Raw genomic sequence first — 24,058 nt, forward strand, 5'->3', positions numbered from 1 at the left:
TTACCCTGGCCGACGCCCCAGCACCCACCCCACTGAGAACACATACCGGCTGCCGCCCACCACGCGCGTCACGCTGTGCTCACACGCATCGGGGCGGAACAGCTTGATGCGCCGTGTCTGGAAGATCGGGTTGGCGCAGATGAATTCACCGCCTGCGCGCGGCGACTTCAACACGACGTTCAGCCGATAGTGCCGCCCGTTGGATACGGGGTCGGTATGCGGGGGGATTTCCGACCCTTCCGGGTAGCGGATCAGATAGCTGTCAAACGGGATCGGCCACATGGCTGTGGCCAGCAGCATCTTGTCGTAGCCCGTGCCCTGACGGCCGCGTTGCCAACGAAAAGCGGTTTGAAGAAACTGGCGCAAGGAAGACATGAGGGCCACGGGTCGCTGAACCCGCGCATGTTAGCCGGGAACTACCGCCGCTTGCCAACCTTCGACCAGTACGTGAAGGGCGCTTCGTGGCATTCATAGTCGAGTTCGGCCACGCGCGTCTGCAGGCGCTCCTGTACATCCCGTACAGCGAGGTTGTAGACCACCGGACCGATCTCTTCGATGAAGAAACTCAGCAACGCGCCAGCCTGGATGTTGCCGATGCGTTCTTCCAGGTGTTCAGTGAAGTAGCGCTGGATGGATTGAATCGCCTCTTCGCGGGTATCGCGGTCAAGCTCGATCGGCATGGGGGCTCCTAAGAATGGGCTGGCTTCAGCGCGTCAGCTTGTAGCCCTCGTGGCTCGCCACGAAGCCCAGGCTTTCGTAAAAACGATGTGCGTCGCTGCGGGAAGTGATCGACAGCGGCAATGCGCGTTGGCCGCCAGTCTAAGCCTTTCTGTGCGCTGGCCGCATGAGCGTTGCACAGCCAAAAGCATCCATCCATCGTCTATCGTTAAGGCAGGACCACGGCGGCCCGCCAGCGAGTGCATGGGCCGCCTCATCGCATGGGAGACACAGCATGCGCGTCGAGCTAAACCACACCATCGTCTGGTGCCGCGACAAGCAACAGTCCACCCGCTTCCTGCGCGACATCCTCGACCTGCCCGAACCCATCCCATTTGGGCAGATGCTGGTCGTACCGCTGTCCAACGGCGTCTCGCTCGACTTCTTTGACAGTGACGCGCCGATCGCCGCGCAGCACTACGCCTTCCTCATCAGCGATGCCGAGTTCGATCGCGCCTTCGCGCGCATCCAGGAAAAAGGGCTTGCGTACTGGGCCGACCCCGCCAAGAAACGGCTTGGCGAGACCTATGCGCACAATGGTGGCCGCGGCCTGTACTTTGATGACCCGGACGGGCACTTTCTGGAGATCATGACGCGGCCGTATGACCTCGGGTCGTAAGCTCGCCCTCCCATGCAAGGCCTGATGGCATTCCTCTGCACAACACAATCCACATGGACAACGCTCCATTTACGCAACGCCCGCTAGGGCCGATGCTGCGGCGCTGGCGCACCCTGCATCGCGTCAAGCAGACGCACGCCGCAGAACTGTTTGGCGTAGCGCAATCGACCATTTCCCGCTGGGAGGCCGGCGTGCAGGACATGCTTCCGGATGAGCGCCACCGCGCAGAAACGCTGCTGCATGCACGACTCAGCTCCGCCGCCGACCACGCACTAGCCCGATTGATCGACGCGCATCCGCGTGCAGTGCATCTCGTCTGCGACCTGACCCATCGGCTGCTCGCATGCTCACCCGCACGTGCCGCCGAGTTCGGCCAGCCGATGGCGCAACTGATGGGGCAATCGCTATGGCGTTATGCCACGGAGGCCATCGCCCAGCAGGAAGCTGCGCTTGGCGCGCTGGGCTGGCATGACAACCTCGCCCCGCCCGGCGTGGAGTTCAGCACCGGCACCAACGAATCGATCGTCGTGCCCATTCGGCCAAGCCTGTGCCGCTGGACGCGCATGACACTGTCCGACGGCACGGCGGTGCGGCTTGTCGAAACGCTGTCGGCAAGCTGAATCGTGCCGTCCGCATTTTTTATGCGTGGACAGTGCACAGTCGAACGCCATAGGCTCAGCCAACAAACAATCGACCCGCCCCATGATCACCGATACCTTGCTTGCCCGGCTCGACTTTCTGCGCGAGGCGGAGCGCCTCAAGAACGTACTGCGTAGCGGCCATACCTCAACAGGCCGCCCCGAAAGCACGGCGGAACATAGCTGGCGCTTGAGTCTGATGGCCATCGTGTTTGCCGACGCGCTGAAGGAACTCGACCTGTTGAAGGTATTGCAACTGTGTGTGGTACACGATCTGGGCGAAGCCATCCACGGCGATGTGCCCGCCACCCATCAACACGCACATCCCAACAAGAGCATGCAGGAGCGCCTTGACCTGCTACAGCTCACGCACATGCTGGATACCCCGGCGCGCAACGCCATCGTCGCACTGTGGGATGAATACGAAGCAGAAGCCACGCCGGAAGCACGCGCGGTAAAGGCGCTGGACAAACTGGAGACCATCCTGCAGCACAACCAGGGCGCCAACCCGGACGACTTCGACTACGCGTTCAACCTGAGCTACGGGCAGCGCTACATGCAAGCGGCGCCGCTGTTTGCCACGCTGCGCGAGCTGCTGGATGCACAGACGCGGCTGCGGATGGCGGACTCGACACAGGTCGCTGAATCGGACTACCCGCGCACCACCTCGTAGCGCATCTCCACGAACGTATCCTTGTACGGCGTGGCCGATGTCAGCTTCAATGCCGGTGTCACCACCGCACGTGGCAGGAGCGGCAACCCGCTGCCCAGCACCACCGGCATGATCTGCACGATCAACTCGTCGAGCAGACCGCGATCGAGAAACTGCCCGGCCAGCTCTCCGCCACCAACAATCCACACGTTCTTGCCGTTGGCCGCTGCGCGCATCTGTTGATGCACCAGCGCCACGTCACCTTGCACGAAGCGGACATCGGCACCCTCCACCACCGGCAGCTTGCGCGAAGTGAACACCCACGCGGGCTGCGCATACGGCCAAGGCGCAGCTTGCGCAGTGCCGGGCTTGACCAGCTCGCGCAGCAGCCATTCATACGTGGATGCGCCCATCGCCAACGCACCCACATCGCGAATGAAACCGTCGTAGCTCGTGCCCTCCAGCGAACCGAACTGCATCAGCCAAGCCAGCGAGTGATCCGTCGTCGCGATGAATCCATCGAGGCTCGCGGCGGCGTAGTACTGAGTCTTGGACATGGCATGCGCTCTTGTGAATGTTTGGGGGCACGATGCTACGCACACCACGTTAGTACCGGCTTGCGGACATACAATGCAGCCCAGCCCACTGCGGGCTGATTCCAGCCACCCGACCCAGGACAACGCCGCAATGCCCACCGGCTACGCCTTCATCGCTGCCTTTGTGCTCTGCGCGCTGCTGCATCTGACGACGTTCGCTGTCGTCGGCACGGCGTTCCGGATTCCTGTACGCGAGATGACGCTCGGCTTTGGGCCGCAGTTGATCCGGTTGGGACGTGTGCGCATCCGCCTGTTGCCGCTCGGCGGCTCTGTCCGCTTCAAGGACTTGAGCGAAGACGCGCTGACCGAAGACGATCTGCTCGGTGCGCTGGATACCCAGCCGCTGTGGATGCAACTGGTGCTGGCCCTCTCGGGTGGGACCATGCTGTTGGTCGTGGCGTTGGCGCTGCTCCAGCTTGAAGCGCTGCCGACCTTCATTCACGGCTTTGCGCAGATCGTGCTCGGCGCCCTGTCTCCCGCCGGCGATGCACAGACCTTCCTGGCGCAGGCGCATCAGGCCATCCTGCAGTGGCCATTCACCATGCTGCTGGGCAGCGTGGCCGCCAAGTTTGCGGCGTTCAACCTGCTGCCGCTTCCTGCAACGAATGGTGGGCAGGCACTGGCCTTCATTGGGCGCAAGCTTGGACTGGCCAGGACTTGGCCCGCTCAGCTGACGCAGTTGCTGATGCTGGCATATCTGGCATTGGTGTTGTCCTGGGCCGCTGCGCTCTTGATGTACATCGCGCACCGATAGTCCGCATCGCCGTTCACCCTGCCCGCAAGCCTTTTTGCGCCAACCACTGCGCATTGAACAGCCGCGCGAAGTACAGCGTGCCCCGATCGCACAACAGCGTGACGATGATGTGCCCCGGCCCCATCTCGCGCGCGAGCTGCACCGCCGCGCCCACGTTGATACCAGTCGAGCCGCCAACGAACAACCCTTCCTCGCGCAGCAGCCGGTAGACCATCGTCACGCACGTCTGGTCATCAATGCGGATGGCGTCGTCGATGGGCGTGCCCTCCAGATTGGCCGTCACACGCGTCGAGCCGATGCCCTCGGTGATGGAACTGCCCTCAGCCTGGATGGCACCCGTCTTGATGAAGCTGTAGAGCCCGCTGCCGTGCGGGTCGGCAAGTACGATCTTCACCGCCGGGTTTTGCTCTTTCAGGTAGCGCGCCACGCCGGCCAGCGTGCCACCCGTGCCCGTTGCGCAGACGAAGGCATCGACCCTGCCTGCCGTGTCATTCCAAATCTCGTGGCCGGTGGTCTCGTAGTGCGCCTGGCGGTTGACAGGGTTGTCGAACTGGTTGGCCCAGATGGCGTTGTCCAGCTCCTGCGCCAGTCGACCGGCAATCTTCTGGTAGTTGTTCGGGTCTTTGTACGGCACTGCCGCCACCGGGCGCACCTCTGCGCCCAGCACGCGCAGCAGGTCCATCTTCTCGGGCGATTGCGTTTCAGGAATCACGATCACGCAACGATAGCCGCGCGCCGCGCAGATGTGCGCCAGACCGATGCCGGTGTTGCCTGCGGTGCCCTCCACTACCGTGCCACCCGGCTTGAGCACGCCACGCCGCTCGGCGTCTTCGATGATGTAGCGCGCGGCGCGGTCCTTGACCGATCCCCCGGGGTTCAGGAATTCCGCCTTGCCAAGAATCTCGCAACCGGTCTCCTCGCTCAGCCGGGCCAAGCGGATCAGTGGCGTGTTGCCGATCGTGCCGACAAACCCATCGTGGATAGACATGGCGCCTCCTGCAGGGTGGTGTGCACACCTCTACAGAATAGGCAGGGAACGCCGGCCCGGTGGGCTAGACCACACTGGCAGCGTTGGCGACGTCGGCCGCGCAGATCCTGTTGCGCCCCTGGTGCTTGGCGTCGTACAGCGCGCGGTCTGCGCGCACGCTCAGTCGGTCGAAGGATTCCCCAGGCTGCCAGCTGGCCACGCCGCCGCTCAGGCTGTAGTGATGCACCTGCGCACCGATCGCCACCATCTGAACGGCGGCTGCCTTGCGCAACCGCTCTGCCAGCAGCATGGCGTTGTCCAGGCTGGTCTCTGGTAGCAACAGCGCAAATTCCTCGCCGCCGATGCGCCCCAGCACGTCGGTCGGCCGCAACTGCGCCTGCGCCATCTGCACGAAGGCACGCAGCACGGCATCGCCACCCGCATGGCCCAACGTGTCGTTGATGTTTTTGAAATGGTCCAGATCCAGGATCAGCAACGAGAGCGGCCGGGCCTGCTGCTGCAGGCGATCCACGTAGCGGCGCGCCAAGGTTTCGAAGCCCTTGCGCGACAACGCGCCGGTCAGGAAATCACGGTTGGCAGCCTCTCGCGCATCGGCCAGCAGCGCGTCGTGCATCATCAGCATGGCCGACATCGACAGGATCGGCATGATGGCCGCCGCAATCACCAGCAGCAGCACGCTGCCCGCCGTGGAAAACATGGAGGGGCTGGAAGCGGTATCCAGCGTCAAGAAGTAGATGCCACGCACGAGCTGGCATGCACCGAAGATGAAGGCGATGGCGGCCGTCACCCGATACGGATACGTAGGGCGGCCCGCCGGCGGATACCGTACGAGCATCCATGCCAGCGCCGAGCAGAAAGCAGCGGAGAACAGCGTGGTCGAAAACACCCGCATCGGGATGCTGTCGACGGCATAGCGCCAGTAGATGACGGCGACGCCCACCGCCGCCACGCCCGCCAGCAGCATCGGCCAGTGCGGCCGGCGCCCGAGAAAGCGCGCGCAGCCCGCGTAGTAGGCCGCACCCGCCAGCGCAAGCAGCACGTTGGCCACAACAACGGACAGCGCATCGGGAATCGTTCCGCGCAGCAGGAGCATCGGCAACGCCAGCACCACAGCAAGGTTGGCGCCAAACCATTCGGCCACACCCGGCTTGCCTGCGCGCAGCAGCGAGCCCAGCAGCACCAAGAGCACAAAGCTCATCAGCGCAGACGTGGCGATGGCGACACCTGGATCTAGCATGGGCACCCTCCCGCTGGGTCTACTGTGGCGGTGGATTCTACGTGAGGGGGCGTTCTGCGGGCATCACCGGGTGGTGGGGCACGAACTCCCGCGAACTTGTCTACATCCAGTACTCAAGTTAAGCGAGCCCGCGTGTGGGCAGATGAAAGATCTGCGCGTACCACGACTCAGATGCCGGCAGAAAGATAGCGTGCCGGCACCACGTCAGTCAGCCACACACCGTTCTCTGAGCGGAAGAACGTGTGCCCCTCGGCATGCATGCGCGCGGCGTCCACTGTCAGTACCACCACAACCCCATAGCGCTGGCCGACCGATCGGGCAGTGGCAGGATCGTTCGTCAAGTGCACATGGTGGCGCTGGCGCTTGTCCAGGCCAGTGGCAAGGATGGACTCCAGAAACCGCGTTGCCGTGCCGTGGTACAGCACCTCGGGTGGCGCCGCGGGCAGCAGGCCGAGGTCCACATCGATCGAATGGCCTTGATTGGCGCGAATGTGCTGGCCATCTTCGCTGATCGCAAAGCGTTTCTTGTCGCTGGTTTCGACCACGGCTTCAAGCTGCTCGCGCGTCATCGGGCGACCTGATGCGGCGGCTTTCTCCAGCAAGGTGCCGATGCCGGCCCATCCGGCATCGTCGAGCGCCAGCCCGATGCGTTCGGGCTCGTGGCGCAGGATCAGGCTGAGAAATTTGCTGAGGGATTTGAGTTCGGATGGGTGCATAGGGCCGATGTTCTCACCCCTCAGGACGGACGACCATCAGGCGTGGCCAGAAAGCTGCGAAATGATCGCGCCCGGATGCTTGGTAGCCGGCGCCGCCGTTGCGATCAGTGCCTGGGGTACAGATCGTCGATGGCAACACCACCAACCGAAATCAGCAGGGCCTCTGTGGATGCCATCGCTGCGGGGTCGGCCTCTACGGTCAGGATGTAACGGCCGCCCAGAACGACGTTCTGGAACTTGCTCTCGTACGTTTCGGCCTGCTCGCCGCGCGGTTCGTGATCTCCGCTGACGAAGTTGCCGCACACGGCACCCGCTTCGTCACCCTGGTACGAGAGCGCCACGCAATCGCGTGCCAGGCCGGACCGCAGCACGGTCTGCCGGGCCGCTTCAGCATCCGCGTGGTCAATAAAGATGCGAACAATGGTAGGCATAAGGTTCTCCCTGTCGTGGTGAACCCTGTTTTGACGCATCACATGTGCCTGCCGCTAGGTCACACCACGTCGTACATCGGCCCATCCCATCCGTCCAGGTATTTGGGCAATGCATCCGCCACATCCACCACGCGGTGCCGGTAAAACAGATGCATGGTCGGCGCCAATGCGTCAGGCAAACCGTTCTGCGCGGCGCGCGCGAAGAGGCTGTTAGGGATCACCGCCATGCCCAGGCGATTGTTGCCGAAGAGGGTCTCTCCGCAATGGCGGCAGAAGTGGCGCTTGAGTTGGCGTGTGGGGTGCTGGAAGGCGATGAGGTCGGCGGCGCCGCGTTCAACGGTGACGTGGGCTGGGTCCCACGCGGTGGCGGAGAGTACCGGCGTGCCGTAGAAATCGCGACAGGCGTTGCAGTGGCAATTGGCGCGTGCAGCGGGTGAGCCGGCAATGCGCAGTTGCACGCGGCCACAGATGCATTGCAGGGTATCGGGGATTGCTGTCAAACCTGAACTCCTGAGCTGGAATGCTGGTGCGCATTCTACGAGCGCCCGCTCAGGTCTGCTGGTAACGCTGCGCCGCTTAGAACAACGCCATCTGCCGCATGCCAAACCCGATCGCCTCTTCCACGCGCATGCGCGCATGCGAGAGCGACCCTTCAATGCCCGACAGCGTGCCCGCCAGCCAGCGGTAGACGAGGGGCGCATCGCCACGCGGGCTCAGGTGGATTTCACCGAGCTTCTTGCCGCGCTTGTCGCGATAGTAGTGAGAGCGGTAGCCGCGTTCCCAATGCGTGATCGGGCCGCGCCATTGGCGCGGGCGGCGGGGTTTGGCGGAGGGGGGGTCGGCGGGCGCTGCCGACACCGAATCCTCCCAGCCGAATGCGGGTTTGGCGAACAGCGGCAAACCTTCCAGATCGGGGTAAAAATCCATCGTCGTAGGCTCAGCTAACCGCGCCGCCGCTGGCTTTGCAGACATACACGGCGCGTAGTCCGCATGATACCTGGGTTTGTGGAGAACATCACGTGCAAACGCAATGCGGGCGCGCTCCGGATGCCATTTGCATCGGTATCATTGCGCTTGCCAACCCACCCAGATCTCCGGTAATCCGCCAACACCCGCCATGCACACCACTCTCAAACCTTCCGTCACGATCAAGACTGCCTTGCTCGCCTGCGCCGTGTGCCTCGTGGCGGGTTGCGCAACGCCGGTGACTGCGCAGGAAAGCGCCTTCGCACCGCTGCTGCGCCATCTGGCCGACCGTCTTGTCACCGCCGATCAGGTGGCCCTGAGCAAATGGGACACCGGCCAATCGGTCTACGACCCGGAACGGGAAGCCAAGGTCATCGCCAACGTTTCGGGCATCGCGTCCACCTTCGGGTTGAACGCGACGGACGTGGCCAGTGTCTTTGCCGACCAGATCGAAGCCAACAAGGAAGTGCAATACGCCCTGCTCAACGACTGGCGCAGGGCCGGCGCGGCACCCACCACGCCGCGGCAGAGCCTGTCCGGCGACATCCGGCCGCGCTTGGACACACTGCAGACGTCGATCCTGCAAAGCCTGCGTGACGCTGCCCCAGCCCGCAGTCAAGCAGATTGCCTGACGCGCGTCGCACAAGACATCGGCCGTGTTGCCCACGAGAAGTCGCTAGACACGCTGCACCGCATAGCACTGGATCGCGCGACGGCGCGGCTTTGCGCCAAATCCTGAGCGACGGATATGTCAGCGCGGTGACTGATCTACGCGCAGCCAGATGCGCGAAGCATGCTGAGGGCGCTGGTTCAATGCGGGCGGCGTGAGCGCCTACAGCGTGCCCGCCCGGCGACAGACCTCTCTGACCAGCGCGTTCAGCAACGTCGCCTGCTCACTGGCCACCTCCACCATCGGCACAGCCCAGGCACAGTCCGACAGATCGAAGTGATGCTGCCAGTCCTGCGAGGCCCGCAGCCCGGCAAGGCTGAACCCTGACGACCCGCCCGTATCGGCGTGCCCGCCGCCGATGGATTCGCCAAGCTCGAACGCCCGCTCCCTGAACGGGCAGAGCCACACGCCGTACACGTGATGCGACGCATGCTGAGAAGTCGGTGCCTGGTTCTTGTAGCCAAGCCGAAGAACCTGGCGCTGCAGCGCCCAGCCTTCGATCGGCTTGGACTTCTCATAGAGATAAGCGGCGTCGAGAATGCGGCCGCCAGGCCAGCACACCTGCCGCGCGTCAAAGGTCAGGTTCTTGAGCTTGTGCGGATAGGCAAGCTCAGGCCAATCCTTCTCCGTCCGGGCGATCGATGCGTCGAACAGGCGAATCTCCTGCCCTTCAAACTCCAGCGCGAGTTGCCAGGTTTCGTTCGGGATGACGTTGGTGAGGGTGGGCATCTTGTCGTGGCTAAGTCGTCTGACAACGGGTCGCATGCCGTTGTTGCACATCGCGCATTTTTACGAGATTTTCATTTGACGCTCAATGGGGGCGGCGCGTAGTATGAATTCACGGTTGCGGGACAGACCCAACGCCGCCAATCTCTTGAGGGAGCCTCATGAGCACCAATGCAAAGCGCTTCGATGCGCTTGTCTTCATCGGCCGTTTCCAGCCGATGCACCGTGGACACCTTGACGTACTGCGCCGGGCATTGAGCCTTGCCGATACGGTTTGCGTCCTGATCGGCTCGACCGATAAACCCCGCACCATCAAAGACCCGTTCTCGTTCGACGAGCGCCGGCAGATGATTGCCTCTGCGCTGGACGCGGCGTCCCGCACCCGCGTGCGCTTTGCGCCGGTACAGGACTCCACCTACAACGACGGCGACTGGGTCCGCTGGGTACAAGACGCGGTGGCCGCCGAACTGGGCGACACCGCCGGCCGCAAGATCGGCATCATCGGCCACGAGAAGGATGGCACCTCGTACTACCTCCGCATGTTTCCGCAGTGGGAGCTGGTGGAAGTCGACAGCACCGAGGACATTTCCGCCACCGAGATCCGCGAGCAATTCCTGGCTGAGCGCAGCAACAGCTTCGTGTCGTGGGCCGTGCCCGCACCGGTGTTCGAGTGGATGGAGAACTTCCGCAACCAGCCGGCGTTCGCGCAGCTGAAGGCGGAAGCGGAGTTCATTGCCGGCTACAAGAAGGCCTGGTCGGCAGCGCCGTATCCCGTCACCTTCGTCACGGTCGATGCGGTGGTCGTGCATTCCGGCCACCTGCTGCTGGTGCGCCGGCGCAGCGAGCCCGGGCGTGGCCTGTGGGCATTGCCGGGCGGCTTCGTCAACCAGGAGGAACGGCTGGAGGCTGCGTGCCTTCGCGAGTTGCGCGAAGAGACGGGGCTCAAGCTGCCGGAGCCCGTGCTGCGCGGCTCGTTGAAAGACCGGCAGGTGTTTGATCACCCGCAGCGCTCGCTGCGCGGGCGGACGATCACCCACGCGTTCCTGTTCAGCTTTCCGGTGGGTGACCTGCCGCGTGTCAAGGGCGGCGACGATGCCGACAAGGCACGCTGGGTCCCGCTCAACGATTTCGCGCGCATGCGCAGCGTCATGTTTGAGGACCACTTCGATATCGCGTACCACTTTCTCGGCAAGCTCTAACGCTACCGATACCCGCTTCACCCGCTGGGACAGACCCGGCGGCCACCCAACGGCATAGAGGAGCTCTAGCCATGCAAAACGACCTGCGTCGTCTGTCGTCCATCCTGTCCAATCCGATCCTCAACACGGATTCGTACAAGGCTTCCCACTACCTGCAGTACCCGCCGGGCACCTCGGCGATGTTCTCGTACATCGAGTCGCGCGGCGGGCGCTACGACAGCACGCTGTTCTTCGGGCTGCAGATGCTGCTCAAGGAGTACCTGAGCCAGCCCATCACTACGGCGATGATCGACGAAGCCCGCGACTTCTTTGGCGCGCACGGCGAGCCGTTCAACGAAGCCGGCTGGCGCTATATCGTCGAGGCCTATGGCGGCTATCTGCCGGTGCGCATCCGTGCGGTGCCGGAAGGTTCGGTGGTGCCCACGCACAACGTGCTCGTGACCGTGGAATGCGACGACCCACAAGTGTTCTGGCTGACCTCGTATATCGAGACAATGCTGCTGCGCGTCTGGTATCCGGTGACGGTGGCCACGCAGAGCTGGCAGTTGCGGCAGCTTGTGCGCCGCTACCTGGAGCGCACCAGCGACGACATCTCGCAACTGCCGTTCAAAGTGCATGACTTTGGCGCACGCGGTGTGTCGAGCGCTGAATCCTCGGCCATTGGCGGCGCCGCACACTTGGTGAGCTTCATGGGCTCGGACACCGTGCTGGGCGTGGTGGCGGCCAACGCCTACTACAACGCGCCCATGGCAGCATTCTCGGTGCCGGCCGCCGAGCACAGCACCATCACCGCCTGGGGCCGCGCGGGTGAAGGCGATGCGTATCGCAACATGCTCCAGCAGTTCGGCAAGCCGGGCGCGATCGTCTCGGTGGTCTCCGACTCGTACGACCTGTTTGCCGCGCTGCGCATGTGGGGTACGGAACTCCGGCAGACGGTCATCGACTCCGGCGCCACGTTGGTCATTCGCCCAGACTCCGGCGACCCGCAGACCATTGTGATGCAGACCCTGCACGCGCTGGACGAAGCCTTCGACTCGGTGGTCAACGGTAAGGGGTATCGCGTGCTCAACCATGTGCGCGTGATCCAGGGCGATGGCGTCAATGCAGACTCCATCGAGGCCATCCTGGCTGCGATGGAAGCCGCGGGCTATGCAGCAGACAACATCGTGTTCGGCATGGGCGGCGCGCTGCTGCAGCAACTGAACCGCGACACACAGCGCTTTGCCATGAAGTGCTCGGCAGTCAAGGTGGACGATGTCTGGCGCGATGTCTGCAAGGACCCGGTCACGGATGCCGGCAAGCGCTCCAAGCAAGGGCGCCTGACCTTGCTGCGCAATCGGCAGACCGGCGCCTACCAAACCACGACGCTCCCGCTGGCCTGGGACGACCGTCGCGTCGAAGGCGATTGGGTGGAAGCGCTCGAAACGGTGTTCGACTGCGGCAAGCTGCTGATCGACGTGTCGCTGGATGACGTACGCGCCCGCGCCCAGGCGCACGAAGTCTAAGTACAAGGCTGTAGCGCGCCTGCCGCGACCCGGACGACCTTTACGTGGCTCTGCCGCGGCAGACGCAGAAGCATCAAGAAACGGATTCCGATCATGATCGAGAAGAAGAAGCTCTATCACGTGACCGTGCTGTCCAACTTCGCACGGGCATTCGACAAGTACTCGCATTGCTATGCGAAGGCCGGCATTCCGGAAAGCACCTATCCCGACCGCTTCTATCTGCTGGAGCGCAGCGACCTCCACATCGGTTATCAGAAGGCTTCGCAGTTGCTGGAGAAGCTCGCAATTCCTGGCAACCGATTGATCGCACTGGAAACCGAAGTCGACCCCAGGCTGATCCAGGAGAACACGACCACCGGACGCGGCGTTTTCATTCAATCCGATCACATCAGGCTCAGCGGGCTGTACGACCTTAAGCCGAACGACAACGGCATCGCCATACGCCGCGCTGTGGTTGAGGAAATGACAGCGGCTTCGCTTCGGCTGTCGAGCCAGCAGTTTCAAGAATTTGCGGCGCTGCGGCCGCGCACCCTGTCCATCCTGCCCATCGCGCAGGGTTGTCAGGCCAAGTGTGCGTTCTGCTTTTCCAAGGCGTCGATTTCCGCTGACCAGGCACCGTATCGGCCCGACTGGGACACCGTTGGCGCATGGCTGGACAAGGCGGCAGCGCATGGTGCCGAACGCGCCGTGATCACCGGTGGTGGCGAGCCGACGCTACTGCCTTTCGCACAACTCGAAAAGCTCATTGCCTGTTGCGCAGAGCGATTCAGCAAGGTGGTGCTGATCTCCAACGGACACGCGTTTGCAACGCTTGCACAAGCCGAGCGCATTGCGCACTTGCGTGCCCTGCACGACGCGGGGCTGAGCGTGCTGTCCCTCTCCCGCCATCACTTCGATGCGCAGCACAACGAACGCATCATGAAGCTCAACACGCCAGTTGAAGCGATCGTCAGCACTTGGCGCGAGCATCGTCATCTCTGGCCGAATCTGCGCCTGCGGTTCATCTGTGTTCTGCAAGATGGCGGGGTGGAAGATGAAGAGACGCTCGAACACTATCTGACCTGGGCGGCAGATCAGGGCATTGAAGAAATCTGCTTCAAGGAGCTTTACGTTTCAACCAGCACGGAATCGATGTACTTCGATCGCGCGGCAAACGATTGGAGCCGGCATCACCAGGTGCCGCTTGCGCTTGTCACCGATTTTGCCGCGCGCGCGGGCTTCTCCATTGCGCACCGCCTGCCCTGGGGCGCGCCCGTCTTTGCCGGTGAATGGGCAGGCCGTCCCATGCGCATTGCCGCCTATACCGAACCGAGCCTGTACTGGGAGCGCACCCACGGCATCGCCCGCAGCTGGAACGTGATGGCTGATGGCCGCTGCTACGCCTCACTGGAAGACCGCGCAAGCGAACTCACCCTGGAGGCCCTGACATGAACTTCGCAGCGTTCAAGCTGTGGCGCGAGGCCTGCATTCGTACGGTGCCCGACGTGGTGGATTGCGCCGAAACGAATCTGTATAGCGCCCTCGCCCCACTGCAACCGCGTCTTGATCCTTCAGACACACATCCGCGGGTGCATCGTTGCGATCTCGCGCGGGCATGGCTGCAACGGTATGGCTTTGATACCGGGCGTTCGCGCCAGGCGCTCGTGTGTCGAGGGGTGCGGCATGCTCTGCAATTGATCTTCAAGCGGCTGTCTGCAGAGGGCGCTCGCCTGTGGCTGCCGAGTGATGTCTACCCCGTCTACCAAGCGCTCGCGCAGTCGGCAGGCATCGCACCGCAGACGTTCCCGACGCTACCCGCGCCGAGCTTTCCTATGGCCGGGGGGACCGACGGCCCCGAGTTTCTCCTCATCGCGAACCCGCTCAAGCCGCTGGGGCGATTCCTGAACGATGAGGAATGCGCCGCGCTGGTGGCATGGGTCAACGCGGCACCTGGCCGGCGTCTGCTGATTGACTGCGTCTACGACCTGGGGGCGCCGTTTCACTCAACGACGATGCAGTTGCTGCAGACCGAACGCGCGATCCTGCTCCACTCGACCACCAAAGGCTGGCTGACGCCGCAGACGTTCGGCGTGGCACTGGTGGGCGAGGACTGCGCTGGGTTCGAATCCGACTTCCGGGAGGATCCACCGGCCGCAATGCAGCTACAGCTCGCGCACCATTTTCTTTCGGTGGAAGCCGACTGCCCCGCGCGTGTGGTCGACGCGCTTCAGGCACGCGCCCGCAGACTTGCCGAGCGATTGCCCGAGGCCATTCGCGATGCGGGCCGGGTTGGGTCCACAGACTGCGCGCCTGGCTGCTACCTCTTTCCGGTACCGCTCAGTGCGGAGCAGCTCCTGCACACGCACGGCCTGGTTGCCATCCCCGCAAGCGCGTTCGGCGCCGAAGGCTGGAGTGGCAGCATTCTGACCAGCCTGTCCGATAGCTTTGCTCCACAACACCATGCATCGACCTGACATGACGCCACTTGCCGACATGGCCGTCTACGAAGACGCCGACTTCTACGATCAGGAATTCACCAACCGAGCGCACGACGCCAGCTTCTTCATCGAGCAGGCCAAGCAAGCCGACGGCCCCGTGTTGGAGGTGGCCTGCGGCACCGGCCGTATCACGCTGCCCATTGCGCGAGCCGGTGTCGACATCACGGGGCTGGACGTCATGCGTTCCATGCTGGACCGGGCACGCCAGAAATCGCAGGCCGAAGGGCTTGATGTGATCTGGCTTGAGCAGGACTGCCGGGCGATCCAGTCAGAACGGCGCTTCTCGCTGATCTTCTCGGCCACCAATGCCATGCAGCATCTGCACGACCTGGATTCGGTCAACGCGTTTCTGGGTTCTGCAAAGCGCGCGCTGGCGCCGGGCGGCACGTTGATCCTCGATGTGTTCAATCCGGACATCCGCAAGCTGGCGCGGTCGGGCGATACCCGCTACCTGCACAAGTCGATGATTGACGCCGAGGGAAGGGAAATCCGCGTCGAGGCGACTTCGCACTACGACACGGCCAGCCAGATCCTGAGATTCGAACTCTATTACCTGCGTCACGGCGAGTGCATCCGGACCAAGCAGGTCAGCATGCGCTGCTTTTTCCCGGAAGAGCTGCTGGCGCTGTGCCGGTTCAACGGATTCGACGTTGTGCAGCGGTTTGGAGGGTACGACGCGTCGCCATTCACGACGCACGCATCCAAGCAGATCCTGTTCTGCCGTGCCGCCTGACATACGCCCCGGCCAAGCGCAGCGATACGGAAGTCCGCTGCGCCTGGCCCGAAAGGCCTGCATACACCTGATGCCTAGGCCTCTGCTGCACCGATGACCTGTAGAAGCTCGTCGAGTCGCTCAAGGGTGGAGGTCATGCCGTCCTTCAATCCCATGTCGATGACCTTCTGCACATCTTCCGGCGAGTTGTAGACCACAACGGTCGTCACCAGCGTCGTTTCCTTTGCATCGGTGAAGGTGACATCCCAACGCGCCCTGGGCATATCGGGATTCACAACGCCGGTCTCGTCGCTGAAGCCGTCCAGGGCCGTGTAGCCGTCGATCGGGTTGACGGTTTGGTAGTCCACCCGGCTCCAGAACGTCTGGCCGTCAGGGGTGGTCATACCGTAGTGCCAGTAGCCTCCTGCCTTGAATTCCATGTGCTTTGTCTTGGCGGTCAGAGGCTTGGGTGCAAACCATCGATCGAGCAGCTCGCGCTTCGTATGGCAATCCCACACGAGCTGGCGCTTGGCCGCGAACTCTCGCTTCACGGTGATGCGGCTCTTTTCCTTGTCGACGAGAAAATCGAATTGAAGCTTAGCGTTCATCACCTTCTCCCTTTAGTTCATCCAAGAGGTTGTCCAGATTGCGATACCGGCTTGCCCAGGTCGCGCGCTGGTCTGCAAACCAGCGCTCTGCGGCATCCAGCTTCTCTTGTTCAAGCACGCACGTCCGGATTCGGCCGCTCTTGCTGGAACGGATCAACCCGGTCATTTCCAGTACCCGCACGTGTTTCATGAACGACGGCAGGGCCATGTCGAATGGCTCCGCCAGTTCACTCACCGTTGCGGGCCCGCTACCGAGCCGATGAACAACAGCCCTGCGCGTCGGGTCTGCAAGCGCATGAAAGATCGCGTCTAGCGCAATTGCATTGTTATCCATTTGGCTAACTATAGTCTCGATGATTTTTCATTGCAACAAGGATGACCGCAACGACAGCCGGCCGCACTACGAGTAGGCCAGCAACCGACATACACCCGTCGCGGAGGTGTGAGACATTGGTCGCCCCGACAGCGGCATGCGCCCTATCCCGCAGCGCCCGGCTCTGTGATGTGATCGATTGAAGCCAGCGGACGCGCGTGCCCGATTCTTCAGGAGACACACATGCCCAGCAAGAACACGATCTGTCTATGGTTCAACAACGATGCGGTTGACGCTGCCAACTTCTATGCGCAGACCTTTCCCGACAGCGCGGTGCAGGCCATCCACCGCGCGCCGGGCGACTACCCCGCGGGCAAGCAGGGCAACGTGTTGACGGTGGAGTTCACCGTGGCCGGCATTCCCTGCCTGGGGCTGAACGGCGGCCCGGCCTTCCAGCACAATGAGGCCTTCTCTTTTCAGATCGCCACGGACGACCAGGCCGAAACCGACCGCCTGTGGAATGCCATCGTCAACAACGGCGGCCAGGAAAGTGCGTGCGGCTGGTGCAAGGACCGCTGGGGCGTCTCGTGGCAGATCACTCCGCGCGTGCTCAGTGAGGCGATCTGCGATCCCGACCCCGCCGCGGCCAAACGCGCCTTCGACGCGATGATGACGATGGGCAAGATCGACATCGCCACGATTGAAGCGGCACGGCGGGGCTAGGGCGCCACCTCAAACACCATGTGCACTGGGCGGCTGGATCACGACACCAGCGCCCGCTCTAACCCTCGCAACCTTGTCATCCAGCCGGTCCCGTCGCTTGCAGCGATTCTTCTCTCGGTCGAACAAAAGAAAGGTGAGCCTTTGACCAAACCGGAGGTGGAAGCCCTGCGGGACAACATCACCGTGGTCGCGGTGCCCGCTGAAGCTGCGGAGGCTGTCGATATCAATCGGGGCGCCAAGGACATCGACGCCTCCAATGTTTGGGAAGCGTGGCAGGTGCTACGGAAGCCGTTTCAGTGCGTTGACTGCCCGCTCAACAACGAAAATGGCCAGTCCATCAAGACCGGCCATCCGGGGAGAAGCGTCTCCCAGCGTGTTGGGGAGTGGGATCAACCCAAATCAAGCGGCACGAAAATCTTTGTATCGTCCCGCTGCACCAGCAACGCAACATGCTTGCCGGCGCGATCGACCAGCGTGCGCAGTTCCTGCGCAGACGACACCGGCGTACCGTTGAGCGACAGAATCACGTCGCCCGGCTGGATGCCGACCTTGGCCGCAGGCCCCGTCGCATCCATCACCACCAGCCCGCCAGGCAGGCCGCTCTGACGCTTTTCTTCCGGCTGCAGCGGGCGCACCGCCAGGCCCAGGCGACCTTGGTCAGGCGTCGCCTTTTCGTTGGCCGCCACCTTCGCATCCTTGGCAGCACCCACGGTGACCGCCAGCGTGGTCGGCTTGCCCTGGCGGATGATCTGCATCGGCACGGTGGTGCCCGGCTTGATCTCGGCCACCTGTTCGGGCAGGTCGCCCGAGTGGTCAATGCGAGCACCGTTGATTTGCAGGATCACGTCACCGGTCTGCAAGCCCGCCTTGGCGGCCGGGCCATCGGCCTCCACCGAGTTGACGAGCGCACCTTCAGGCTTCGGCAGCTTGAAGGAATCGGCCAGCGACTGATTGACCTCCTGCACAGCAATGCCCAGGCGGCCGCGCGTGACCTTGCCGGTGGACACAAGCTGCTGCTCCACCTTCATCGCCACATCAATCGGGATGGCAAACGACAGGCCCTGGTAGCCACCGGTCTGGCTGTAGATCTGCGAGTTGATGCCGATCACCTCGCCGCGCACATTGAACAGCGGGCCGCCCGAGTTGCCGGGGTTCACGGCCACATCCGTCTGGATGAAGGGCACATACGTATCGTCTGGCAATGAACGCGACTTGGCGCTCACGATGCCCGCCGTCACCGTGTTGTCAAAACCGTACGGCGAGCCGATGGCCGCCACCGGCTCACCCACCTTGGTGTTGGCCGGGTTGCCGATCTGCACCACGGGCAGGTTGTTGGCAGAGATGCGCAGCACAGCCACATCCGATTGCTTGTCCACGCCCAGCACCTTGGCCTTGAACTCGCGGCGGTCGGTCAGCTTGACGTTGACCTCCTGCGCACCATCCACCACGTGGGCGTTGGTCAGGATCAGCCCATCGGCCGAGACGATGAAGCCCGAGCCCAGCCCGCGCACGATCTGGTCGCCGCGCTGCTGCGGCACCTGCGGCATGAAGCGCTTGAAGAATTCAGCAAACGGATCGTCCGGGCTCATGCCGGGCGGCAAGCCTTGCATGCTGGTGCGTTGCGCGTGCGCGGTGGTGCTGATGTTGACCACCGCGGGGCCATAGCGCTCGACGATGCCAGAGAAGTCCATCGGTGCAGCCACCGCTATCGGGGCACCTGCTGCAGCCTGCGCAGCCACCGGCGCCAGCGGTGCGGCCACCGCATGCGAGATCATGTCCTTCTGCAGATAGGCATAGCCGCCTGCAACGGCCAATACAGCGGCCAGGCCGGCCGCGCTGCGGGTCAGGGTTTGACGCGTCATGTCGTGTCCTCTCGTGCTTGGTACGCGGGCCACGACTGACAAGGTCGCCTGTCGTGCCCATCGGTTGCCAACATCGTAGGCACGCAGACTTAATCGAGACTTAAATGCTCGGGCGTCACATGCAACAAAGTATTTCTGGAGGGTGACGGCTAGGCGGCCGCCTTGAACGGAAAGCGCAGCACCACGCGCAAACCGCCGCCCTCTCGCTCCTCAAGCGCCAACGTGGCGTCGTGCCCCTGCGCAATCTCGCGCACGATCGCCAGGCCCAGTCCGCTGCCGCCGGTGGGTGCCTGCGCGGGACGATAGAAGCGGTCCAGCACGCGCTCGCGCTCTTCCGCCGGAATGCCGGGGCCGTTGTCTTCCACCACGAGCTGTGCGCCACCGTCAGGCGCATGGCCCGTCGATACGTCCACCCGCGCGCCGCGCGGGCAGTAGTTGAGCGCGTTGTCGACCAGGTTGACCAGCAGCACGCGCAGCGCATCCCCGTTGCCGGTAACAGACGCGGGCTGCGACTCCATGGCGATGCCGAGGTCGATGCCCTTGTGCATGGCCGCCGGCGACAGCTCGGCCACCACATCAGCCGCCACCGCATCAAGCGCAACCGGCACGCGCTGCGTATCTGCCGCGCCGGGCTCCTGCCGCGCTAGCGTCAGGAGCTGGCCCACGAGGCGAATCATCCGCTCCACACCGCGATGCAGATCGGCATGCGCGGCGCGACGCTCATCCTCATCTTGCGCGCGGTCGGCCACCTGCAGCTGCAGCTTGAGCGCGGCCAGCGGGGTACGCAGCGCATGCGCCGCATCCGCAACGAAAGCACGCTGATGCGCGAGTGCCGTACCAAGACGGGCCAGCAGATCATTCAACGCATTGGTAAGCGGGCGAATCTCATCCGGCAAACCCTGCGTGGGCAACGGCGACAGCGCAGCAGCATCACGTGCCTGCACTTGCTTGGCGACCGAGCCCAGCGGCGCCAGCCCGCGCCCCACCGCCAGCCACACGATCCACCCCAGCAGCGGCAGCAGGATCAGCAACGGCGCCACCGTGCGCAGCGCCATGCGGGCAGCCACCTCGTGCCGCGCGCTATACGGCTGCGCGATCTGCACGACCGCCGGCCCATAGGCGACGCTGTAGACGCGCCATAGGCCCTCGGGCGTGCGCACATCGGAGAAACCGAGTGCGGCACGCGCGGGCAAGTCGGGGCGCGCGTGCGAGAGGTAGAGACTGCGGCCCGTGTCGTCCCAGATGCGGATCACCACATCGTCATCCCCCGCAATAGCGGCCAGTGCGGGCGGCGGCGGGTCGATCCACTGGCTCGGCAGCGCGGCGGCTACCTGCTGCATCTGGTAGTCGAACAGTGCGTTGGCTTCCTGGCGCGCCTGCGCGTAGATCAGGCCGGTGGCCACGACGATGGCCGCCAGCAGACCGCCGGCCAGCCACCACAGCAGGGTTTTTCGAATCGATTGCATGCGCTATTGGTGGTCTTTGCTGTCCGCAGGTTCCGCAGGAGACGCCGACGTCTCGCGCGGGATGACATACCCCACACCACGGATGTTCTGGATGAAGTGGCTGCCAAGCTTCTTGCGCAACGCGTGGATGTAGACCTCCACCGTATTGCTGCCGACCTCTTCATCCCAGCCATAGAGGTTGTCCTGCAACTGCGCGATCGACCATACCTTGCCCGGTCGCGCCAGCAGCGCATGCAACACGGCAAACTCGCGCCCCGACAGCTTGACTGGCAGGCCCGCACGCAGCACCTCGCGCGTAACGGGGTTGAGCAGCACCTCGCCGTGGCGCATGAGCGGATCAGCACGGCCGCCCTGGCGACGCAGCAGCGCATGCATGCGCGCAGCCAATTCCTGCAGGTCGAACGGTTTGACGAGGTAGTCGTCTGCCCCCGCGTTGAGGCCGGCCACACGGTCGGCCACCGCATCGCGTGCGGTCAGGATCAGGATGGGGATGGCGATGCCGCGCTGGCGCACCTCGCGCACCACCTCCAGCCCGTCGCGCTTGGGCAGGCCGAGGTCAAGCAGCATCAGGTCGAACATGGAGGTGCCGGGGTCAGTACCGGTCGCACCGGGGGCGCCTGGTGTGATTACAGCCTGCACGGCGGCTTCGCCGTCGCGCACCCAATCGATGGCGAAACCGTCGTGGCGCAAACCCTTGCGCACGCTGTCGCCAATCATGTCGTCGTCTTCGACTAGCAGTACGCGCATGACAAGAAAGATGATGAGCCGGGGAAGGCTCATTGTAAGACCGCCATCGGGATTGCCCGATGAAGGCCCGACGGCCCCTCTGGTTTACCCCTTCATCCGAAAGAGACGCACCGTCTACGCCCGGCCCGCTGGGCGCTTGCCGTGCCGCAACAACGCTGTATGCATCCCGCGCAAACCCAATCACCATGGGCTTTTTTGCGCATATCGCACACAGGTGGCAGGGCGTACAAGCCCGCCTTCCCGCTCCGGCAGGGGCCGTGAAAACCCCGAGTCGGCGGCAATTGACAGCTTAAATAGTTCATACCTAAATTAATCACACTCAAACCATTCGCAGCCGGCATCACACCGCCGGGCCCTGCGCAGCCTGGCGCGACCGTACCCGGACGCGCCCCGCCCCAGCCCGCACACCAGGCGAAGGGTATGCGGCCGACCGCCGCTTCATCTCGCGCCGCACGCATGAGCCGCACCGCCAGCAGCACCCCAAGCCGTATCCACCCCAATACCGAGGAGACCCCATGTTCAAGCCACTCGTTCTTGCCGCGGCGCTATCTACATTGGCCGCGGGCGCCATGGCCGCCGACGGCATCAAGGTCGGCATGATGACCACGCTGTCGGGCCCCGGCGCGAGCCTGGGCATCGACATCCGGGACGGCTTCAACCTGGCGCTCAAGCGGCTGGACAAGAAACTGGGCGGCCTGCCGGCCGACGTGCTGATCGCCGACGACGCGCAGAACCCCGAGACGGGCAAGCAGATTGCCGAGCGCTTCATCAAGAAGGACAAGGTCGACATCGGCACCGGCATCGTCTTCTCCAACCTCATGCTGGCCGTGGGGCCGGCGTTCTTCAACGCGCAGACCTTCTACATCTCGGCCAATGCCGGGCCCAGCCAGTACGCGGGCGCGCAGTGCAATCCGTACTTCTTCAACGTGGCCTGGCAGAACGACAACCTGCACGAGGCGATGGGCAAGTACATGCAGGACAAGGGCATCAAGAAGGCCGTGCTGCTGGCGCCCAACTACCCGGGCGGCAAGGACGCGTTGGCGGGCGTGAAGCATTACTACAAGGGCGCGGTGGCCGACGAGATCATGACCAAGCTCGGCCAGCTCGACTACGCCGCCGAGATCGCGCAGATCCGCGCGGCGAATGCCGATGCGCTGTACGTATTCCTGCCCGGCGCGATGGGCGTGAACTTCATCAAGCAATATGCGCAGTCCGGCCTGCTCAAGAAGACGCCGCTGTACGCGCCCGGCTTCTCCGCCGACGAGGATGTCGTGAAGGCCGTGGGGCCCGCCATGGAAGGCATCTACAACACCTCGCACTGGTATCGCGAGATGGACAACCCCACCAACAAGCAGTTCGTTGCCGACTTCCAGAAGGAATACGGCCGCCTGCCGACGCTGTATGCATCGCAGGGCTATGACGCCGCCCTGCTGATCGACGCAGCCGTCAAGCAGGTCGGCGGCAAGCTCGACAACAAGGCCGCGCTGCGCAAAGCCCTGGAAACCGTCAAGGCTCCGACCACGCGCGGCGAATACCGCTTCGGCCCCAATCACTACCCCGAGCAGGCTTACTACCTGCGCGAGGTCGTGAAGAACGCCGACGGCAGCGTCAGCAACAAGTACATCGGCAAGGTGGCCGACAAGCTGGCCGACGCCTACGTGGGCGAGTGCAAGATGCAGTAGGCGGGCGGACCACCGACGTTATACCGATGCCGATGCCGCTTCGCGCCACGCGGGGCGGCCCTCCTGGATGGCCTCACGCCTCTGCGCTTCCCTGCGGTTTCATCATGCTGGCACTGATCTTTGAACAATTCCTCAACGGGCTGCAGTACGGGCTGATGCTGTTCCTGCTGGCGGCCGGGCTGACGCTCGTGTACGGCATCATGGACCTGATCAACCTGGCCCACGGCTCGCTGTACATGATCGGCGCCTTCCTGGCGGCTGCGTTCTACCAGCTCGTGCACCACTTCTTCGGCGCGCTGCTGCTGGCGATCGTGGCCACGGCGCTGTTGGGCGCGCTGCTGGAGAAGGTGCTCTACCAGCGGCTGCAGCGCATGCCGCATCTGTCGCAGGTGCTCGCCACCTTTGCGCTGATCCTGATCGCCAACGAGGCCACAAAGATGCTCTTCGGCGCGCAACCGCTGATGATCGGCATGCCCGACAGCCTCTCGGGCTCCGTCAATCTGCTGGGCGACGATCTGCAGTACCCGCTCTACCGCCTGGTGATCATCGCCGTGGGCGTAGCGGTTGCGGTGGGGCTGTATGTGCTGGTCAACAAGACGCGGCTCGGCATGTGGATCCGGGCGGGCGCTTCCAACCCGTCCATGGCGGCCACCATGGGCGTTCGCATCCAGCCACTGTTCACGTTTGTCTTTGCGCTGGGCGCAGCGTTGTGCGCGCTGGCGGGGGCGCTGCTCGGGCCGCTGCTGTCGGTGTCGATCGGCATGGGTGAATCGATCCTGATCCCGGCCTTCGAAGTGATCGTGATCGGCGGCATCGGGTCGATGCGCGGCGCGCTGGTAGGCGCCCTGCTGGTGGGCATGATCGACACGCTGGGCCGGCTGGTGATGACCACGCTGCTCAAGGCGCTTGCGGTGTCAGAGGCGGCCACGCTGGGCGCCACGCTCGCCTCCATGCTGGTCAGCCTGCTGATGGTGGGCATCCTGTTCTTCCGGCCCAAGGGCCTCTTTCCGGCGCGGGGGTAAGAGCATGTCGCAACAACCTTCTCTGCTGAACC

At 63.8% G+C, this 24,058-nt stretch carries 28 protein-coding genes; 13 read left to right on the forward strand and 15 right to left on the reverse strand.

The genetic code is table 11. The annotated features are described in order from the left end of the window. Both V6657_RS19410 and V6657_RS19415 read right to left on the reverse strand, forming a co-directional pair. A complete protein-coding gene (locus V6657_RS19410) occupies window positions 1–375 on the reverse strand; it encodes a 2OG-Fe(II) oxygenase (protein WP_021193340.1) in 375 nt (124 codons plus the stop codon). Between the two features lie 41 nt (window positions 376–416). Next, window positions 417–680 (reverse strand): DUF2164 domain-containing protein, encoded by a 264-nt coding sequence (locus V6657_RS19415; protein ID WP_048934909.1) that lies wholly within the window; start codon window positions 678–680, stop codon window positions 417–419. 272 nt (window positions 681–952) lie between these two features. On the opposite strand from V6657_RS19415, the gene V6657_RS19420 reads away from it, so the two are divergent. The 3 genes from V6657_RS19420 (at window position 953) to V6657_RS19430 (ending at window position 2,647) form a co-directional block, all read left to right on the forward strand. Next, window positions 953–1,336, forward strand: a complete 384-nt coding sequence (locus tag V6657_RS19420) for a VOC family protein (protein ID WP_048934908.1) — start codon at window positions 953–955, stop codon at window positions 1,334–1,336. A 53-nt stretch (window positions 1,337–1,389) separates the two neighbouring features. After that, a complete protein-coding gene (locus tag V6657_RS19425; RefSeq protein WP_048934907.1) occupies window positions 1,390–1,956 on the forward strand; it encodes a transcriptional regulator in 567 nt (188 codons plus the stop codon). An 82-nt stretch (window positions 1,957–2,038) separates the two neighbouring features. Beyond that, window positions 2,039–2,647, forward strand: coding sequence for an HD domain-containing protein (locus tag V6657_RS19430; protein WP_048934906.1), 609 nt, complete (start codon window positions 2,039–2,041; stop codon window positions 2,645–2,647). Here the strand turns inward: V6657_RS19430 and V6657_RS19435 are convergent. Further along, complete coding sequence (locus tag V6657_RS19435; protein ID WP_048934905.1) at window positions 2,626–3,183, reverse strand: dihydrofolate reductase family protein; 558 nt, start codon at window positions 3,181–3,183, stop codon at window positions 2,626–2,628. The two genes, V6657_RS19430 and V6657_RS19435, sit on opposite strands and share 22 nt — an antisense overlap. Before the next feature lie 73 nt (window positions 3,184–3,256). Between V6657_RS19435 and V6657_RS19440 the strand changes: the two genes are divergently transcribed. Beyond that, window positions 3,257–3,976 (forward strand): site-2 protease family protein, encoded by a 720-nt coding sequence (locus tag V6657_RS19440; RefSeq protein WP_048934904.1) that lies wholly within the window; start codon window positions 3,257–3,259, stop codon window positions 3,974–3,976. 13 nt (window positions 3,977–3,989) lie between these two features. On the opposite strand, the gene V6657_RS19445 is transcribed toward V6657_RS19440, so the two are convergent. The 6 genes from V6657_RS19445 to V6657_RS19470 form a co-directional block, all read right to left on the reverse strand. Beyond that, window positions 3,990–4,964 (reverse strand): cysteine synthase A, encoded by a 975-nt coding sequence (locus V6657_RS19445; RefSeq protein WP_048934903.1) that lies wholly within the window; start codon window positions 4,962–4,964, stop codon window positions 3,990–3,992. A gap of 64 nt (window positions 4,965–5,028) precedes the next feature. Continuing rightward, window positions 5,029–6,201: a GGDEF domain-containing protein gene (locus V6657_RS19450; protein ID WP_048934902.1), complete on the reverse strand. Its 1,173-nt coding sequence runs from the start codon at window positions 6,199–6,201 to the stop codon at window positions 5,029–5,031. Window positions 6,202–6,368: 167 nt separating this feature from the next. Further along, window positions 6,369–6,917 carry an RNA 2'-phosphotransferase gene (locus V6657_RS19455; RefSeq protein ID WP_048934901.1) on the reverse strand — a complete coding sequence of 183 codons (549 nt, stop codon included), beginning with the start codon at window positions 6,915–6,917 and terminating at the stop codon, window positions 6,369–6,371. Between the two features lie 104 nt (window positions 6,918–7,021). After that, window positions 7,022–7,348, reverse strand: a complete 327-nt coding sequence (locus V6657_RS19460) for a hypothetical protein (RefSeq protein ID WP_048934900.1) — start codon at window positions 7,346–7,348, stop codon at window positions 7,022–7,024. Between the two features lie 59 nt (window positions 7,349–7,407). Beyond that, on the reverse strand, window positions 7,408–7,839 hold the full coding sequence (locus V6657_RS19465; RefSeq protein WP_248694741.1) for a GFA family protein: 432 nt from the start codon (window positions 7,837–7,839) through the stop codon (window positions 7,408–7,410). A gap of 85 nt (window positions 7,840–7,924) precedes the next feature. Beyond that, a complete protein-coding gene (locus V6657_RS19470) occupies window positions 7,925–8,275 on the reverse strand; it encodes a hypothetical protein (RefSeq protein ID WP_021193329.1) in 351 nt (116 codons plus the stop codon). Window positions 8,276–8,465: 190 nt separating this feature from the next. On the opposite strand from V6657_RS19470, the gene V6657_RS19475 reads away from it, so the two are divergent. Beyond that, window positions 8,466–9,053, forward strand: a complete 588-nt coding sequence (locus V6657_RS19475; protein ID WP_048934899.1) for a chorismate mutase — start codon at window positions 8,466–8,468, stop codon at window positions 9,051–9,053. A 93-nt stretch (window positions 9,054–9,146) separates the two neighbouring features. Here V6657_RS19475 and V6657_RS19480 read toward each other — a convergent pair whose 3' ends face one another. Beyond that, window positions 9,147–9,713 (reverse strand): hypothetical protein, encoded by a 567-nt coding sequence (locus V6657_RS19480; RefSeq protein WP_048934898.1) that lies wholly within the window; start codon window positions 9,711–9,713, stop codon window positions 9,147–9,149. 158 nt (window positions 9,714–9,871) lie between these two features. On the opposite strand from V6657_RS19480, the gene V6657_RS19485 reads away from it, so the two are divergent. From V6657_RS19485 to V6657_RS19505, 5 genes are all read left to right on the forward strand, one after another. Continuing rightward, window positions 9,872–10,909 (forward strand): bifunctional nicotinamide-nucleotide adenylyltransferase/Nudix hydroxylase, encoded by a 1,038-nt coding sequence (locus V6657_RS19485; protein ID WP_048934897.1) that lies wholly within the window; start codon window positions 9,872–9,874, stop codon window positions 10,907–10,909. 71 nt (window positions 10,910–10,980) lie between these two features. Then, on the forward strand, window positions 10,981–12,414 hold the full coding sequence (locus tag V6657_RS19490; RefSeq protein ID WP_048934896.1) for a nicotinate phosphoribosyltransferase: 1,434 nt from the start codon (window positions 10,981–10,983) through the stop codon (window positions 12,412–12,414). 93 nt (window positions 12,415–12,507) lie between these two features. After that, window positions 12,508–13,845: a radical SAM protein gene (locus tag V6657_RS19495; protein ID WP_048934895.1), complete on the forward strand. Its 1,338-nt coding sequence runs from the start codon at window positions 12,508–12,510 to the stop codon at window positions 13,843–13,845. Then, complete coding sequence (locus tag V6657_RS19500) at window positions 13,842–14,867, forward strand: aminotransferase class I/II-fold pyridoxal phosphate-dependent enzyme (protein ID WP_048934894.1); 1,026 nt, start codon at window positions 13,842–13,844, stop codon at window positions 14,865–14,867. The genes V6657_RS19495 and V6657_RS19500 overlap by 4 nt, the downstream gene beginning before the upstream one ends. Before the next feature lies 1 nt (window position 14,868). Continuing rightward, entirely contained in the window at window positions 14,869–15,624 is a 756-nt protein-coding gene (locus V6657_RS19505; protein ID WP_048934893.1) for a class I SAM-dependent methyltransferase, read from the forward strand. Window positions 15,625–15,698: 74 nt separating this feature from the next. Here the strand turns inward: V6657_RS19505 and V6657_RS19510 are convergent, their stop codons facing one another. Both V6657_RS19510 and V6657_RS19515 read right to left on the reverse strand, forming a co-directional pair. After that, on the reverse strand, window positions 15,699–16,211 hold the full coding sequence (locus V6657_RS19510) for an SRPBCC domain-containing protein (RefSeq protein WP_048934892.1): 513 nt from the start codon (window positions 16,209–16,211) through the stop codon (window positions 15,699–15,701). Further along, on the reverse strand, window positions 16,201–16,545 hold the full coding sequence (locus V6657_RS19515) for a metalloregulator ArsR/SmtB family transcription factor (protein ID WP_048934891.1): 345 nt from the start codon (window positions 16,543–16,545) through the stop codon (window positions 16,201–16,203). Before V6657_RS19515 ends, V6657_RS19510 begins: the two co-directional genes overlap by 11 nt. A gap of 222 nt (window positions 16,546–16,767) precedes the next feature. Here V6657_RS19515 and V6657_RS19520 point away from each other — a divergent pair, with 222 nt between their 5' ends. After that, on the forward strand, window positions 16,768–17,247 hold the full coding sequence (locus tag V6657_RS19520) for a VOC family protein (protein ID WP_048934890.1): 480 nt from the start codon (window positions 16,768–16,770) through the stop codon (window positions 17,245–17,247). A gap of 389 nt (window positions 17,248–17,636) precedes the next feature. Here the strand turns inward: V6657_RS19520 and V6657_RS19525 are convergent, their stop codons facing one another. From V6657_RS19525 to V6657_RS19535, 3 genes are all read right to left on the reverse strand, one after another. After that, complete coding sequence (locus V6657_RS19525) at window positions 17,637–19,109, reverse strand: DegQ family serine endoprotease (RefSeq protein WP_048934889.1); 1,473 nt, start codon at window positions 19,107–19,109, stop codon at window positions 17,637–17,639. A gap of 149 nt (window positions 19,110–19,258) precedes the next feature. Beyond that, window positions 19,259–20,575, reverse strand: a complete 1,317-nt coding sequence (locus V6657_RS19530) for an ATP-binding protein (protein WP_048934888.1) — start codon at window positions 20,573–20,575, stop codon at window positions 19,259–19,261. Window positions 20,576–20,578: 3 nt separating this feature from the next. Beyond that, on the reverse strand, window positions 20,579–21,322 hold the full coding sequence (locus tag V6657_RS19535) for a response regulator transcription factor (RefSeq protein ID WP_048934887.1): 744 nt from the start codon (window positions 21,320–21,322) through the stop codon (window positions 20,579–20,581). 515 nt (window positions 21,323–21,837) lie between these two features. Between V6657_RS19535 and V6657_RS19540 the strand changes: the two genes are divergently transcribed. Together V6657_RS19540 and V6657_RS19545 are read left to right on the forward strand one after the other, a co-directional pair. After that, window positions 21,838–23,004: an ABC transporter substrate-binding protein gene (locus V6657_RS19540; RefSeq protein ID WP_048934886.1), complete on the forward strand. Its 1,167-nt coding sequence runs from the start codon at window positions 21,838–21,840 to the stop codon at window positions 23,002–23,004. A 101-nt stretch (window positions 23,005–23,105) separates the two neighbouring features. After that, on the forward strand, window positions 23,106–24,026 hold the full coding sequence (locus V6657_RS19545; RefSeq protein WP_137884693.1) for a branched-chain amino acid ABC transporter permease: 921 nt from the start codon (window positions 23,106–23,108) through the stop codon (window positions 24,024–24,026). Window positions 24,027–24,058: the final 32 nt, after the last annotated feature.

The sequence above is a fragment of the Ralstonia sp. RRA genome (assembly GCF_037023145.1).
Classification (GTDB): domain Bacteria; phylum Pseudomonadota; class Gammaproteobacteria; order Burkholderiales; family Burkholderiaceae; genus Ralstonia.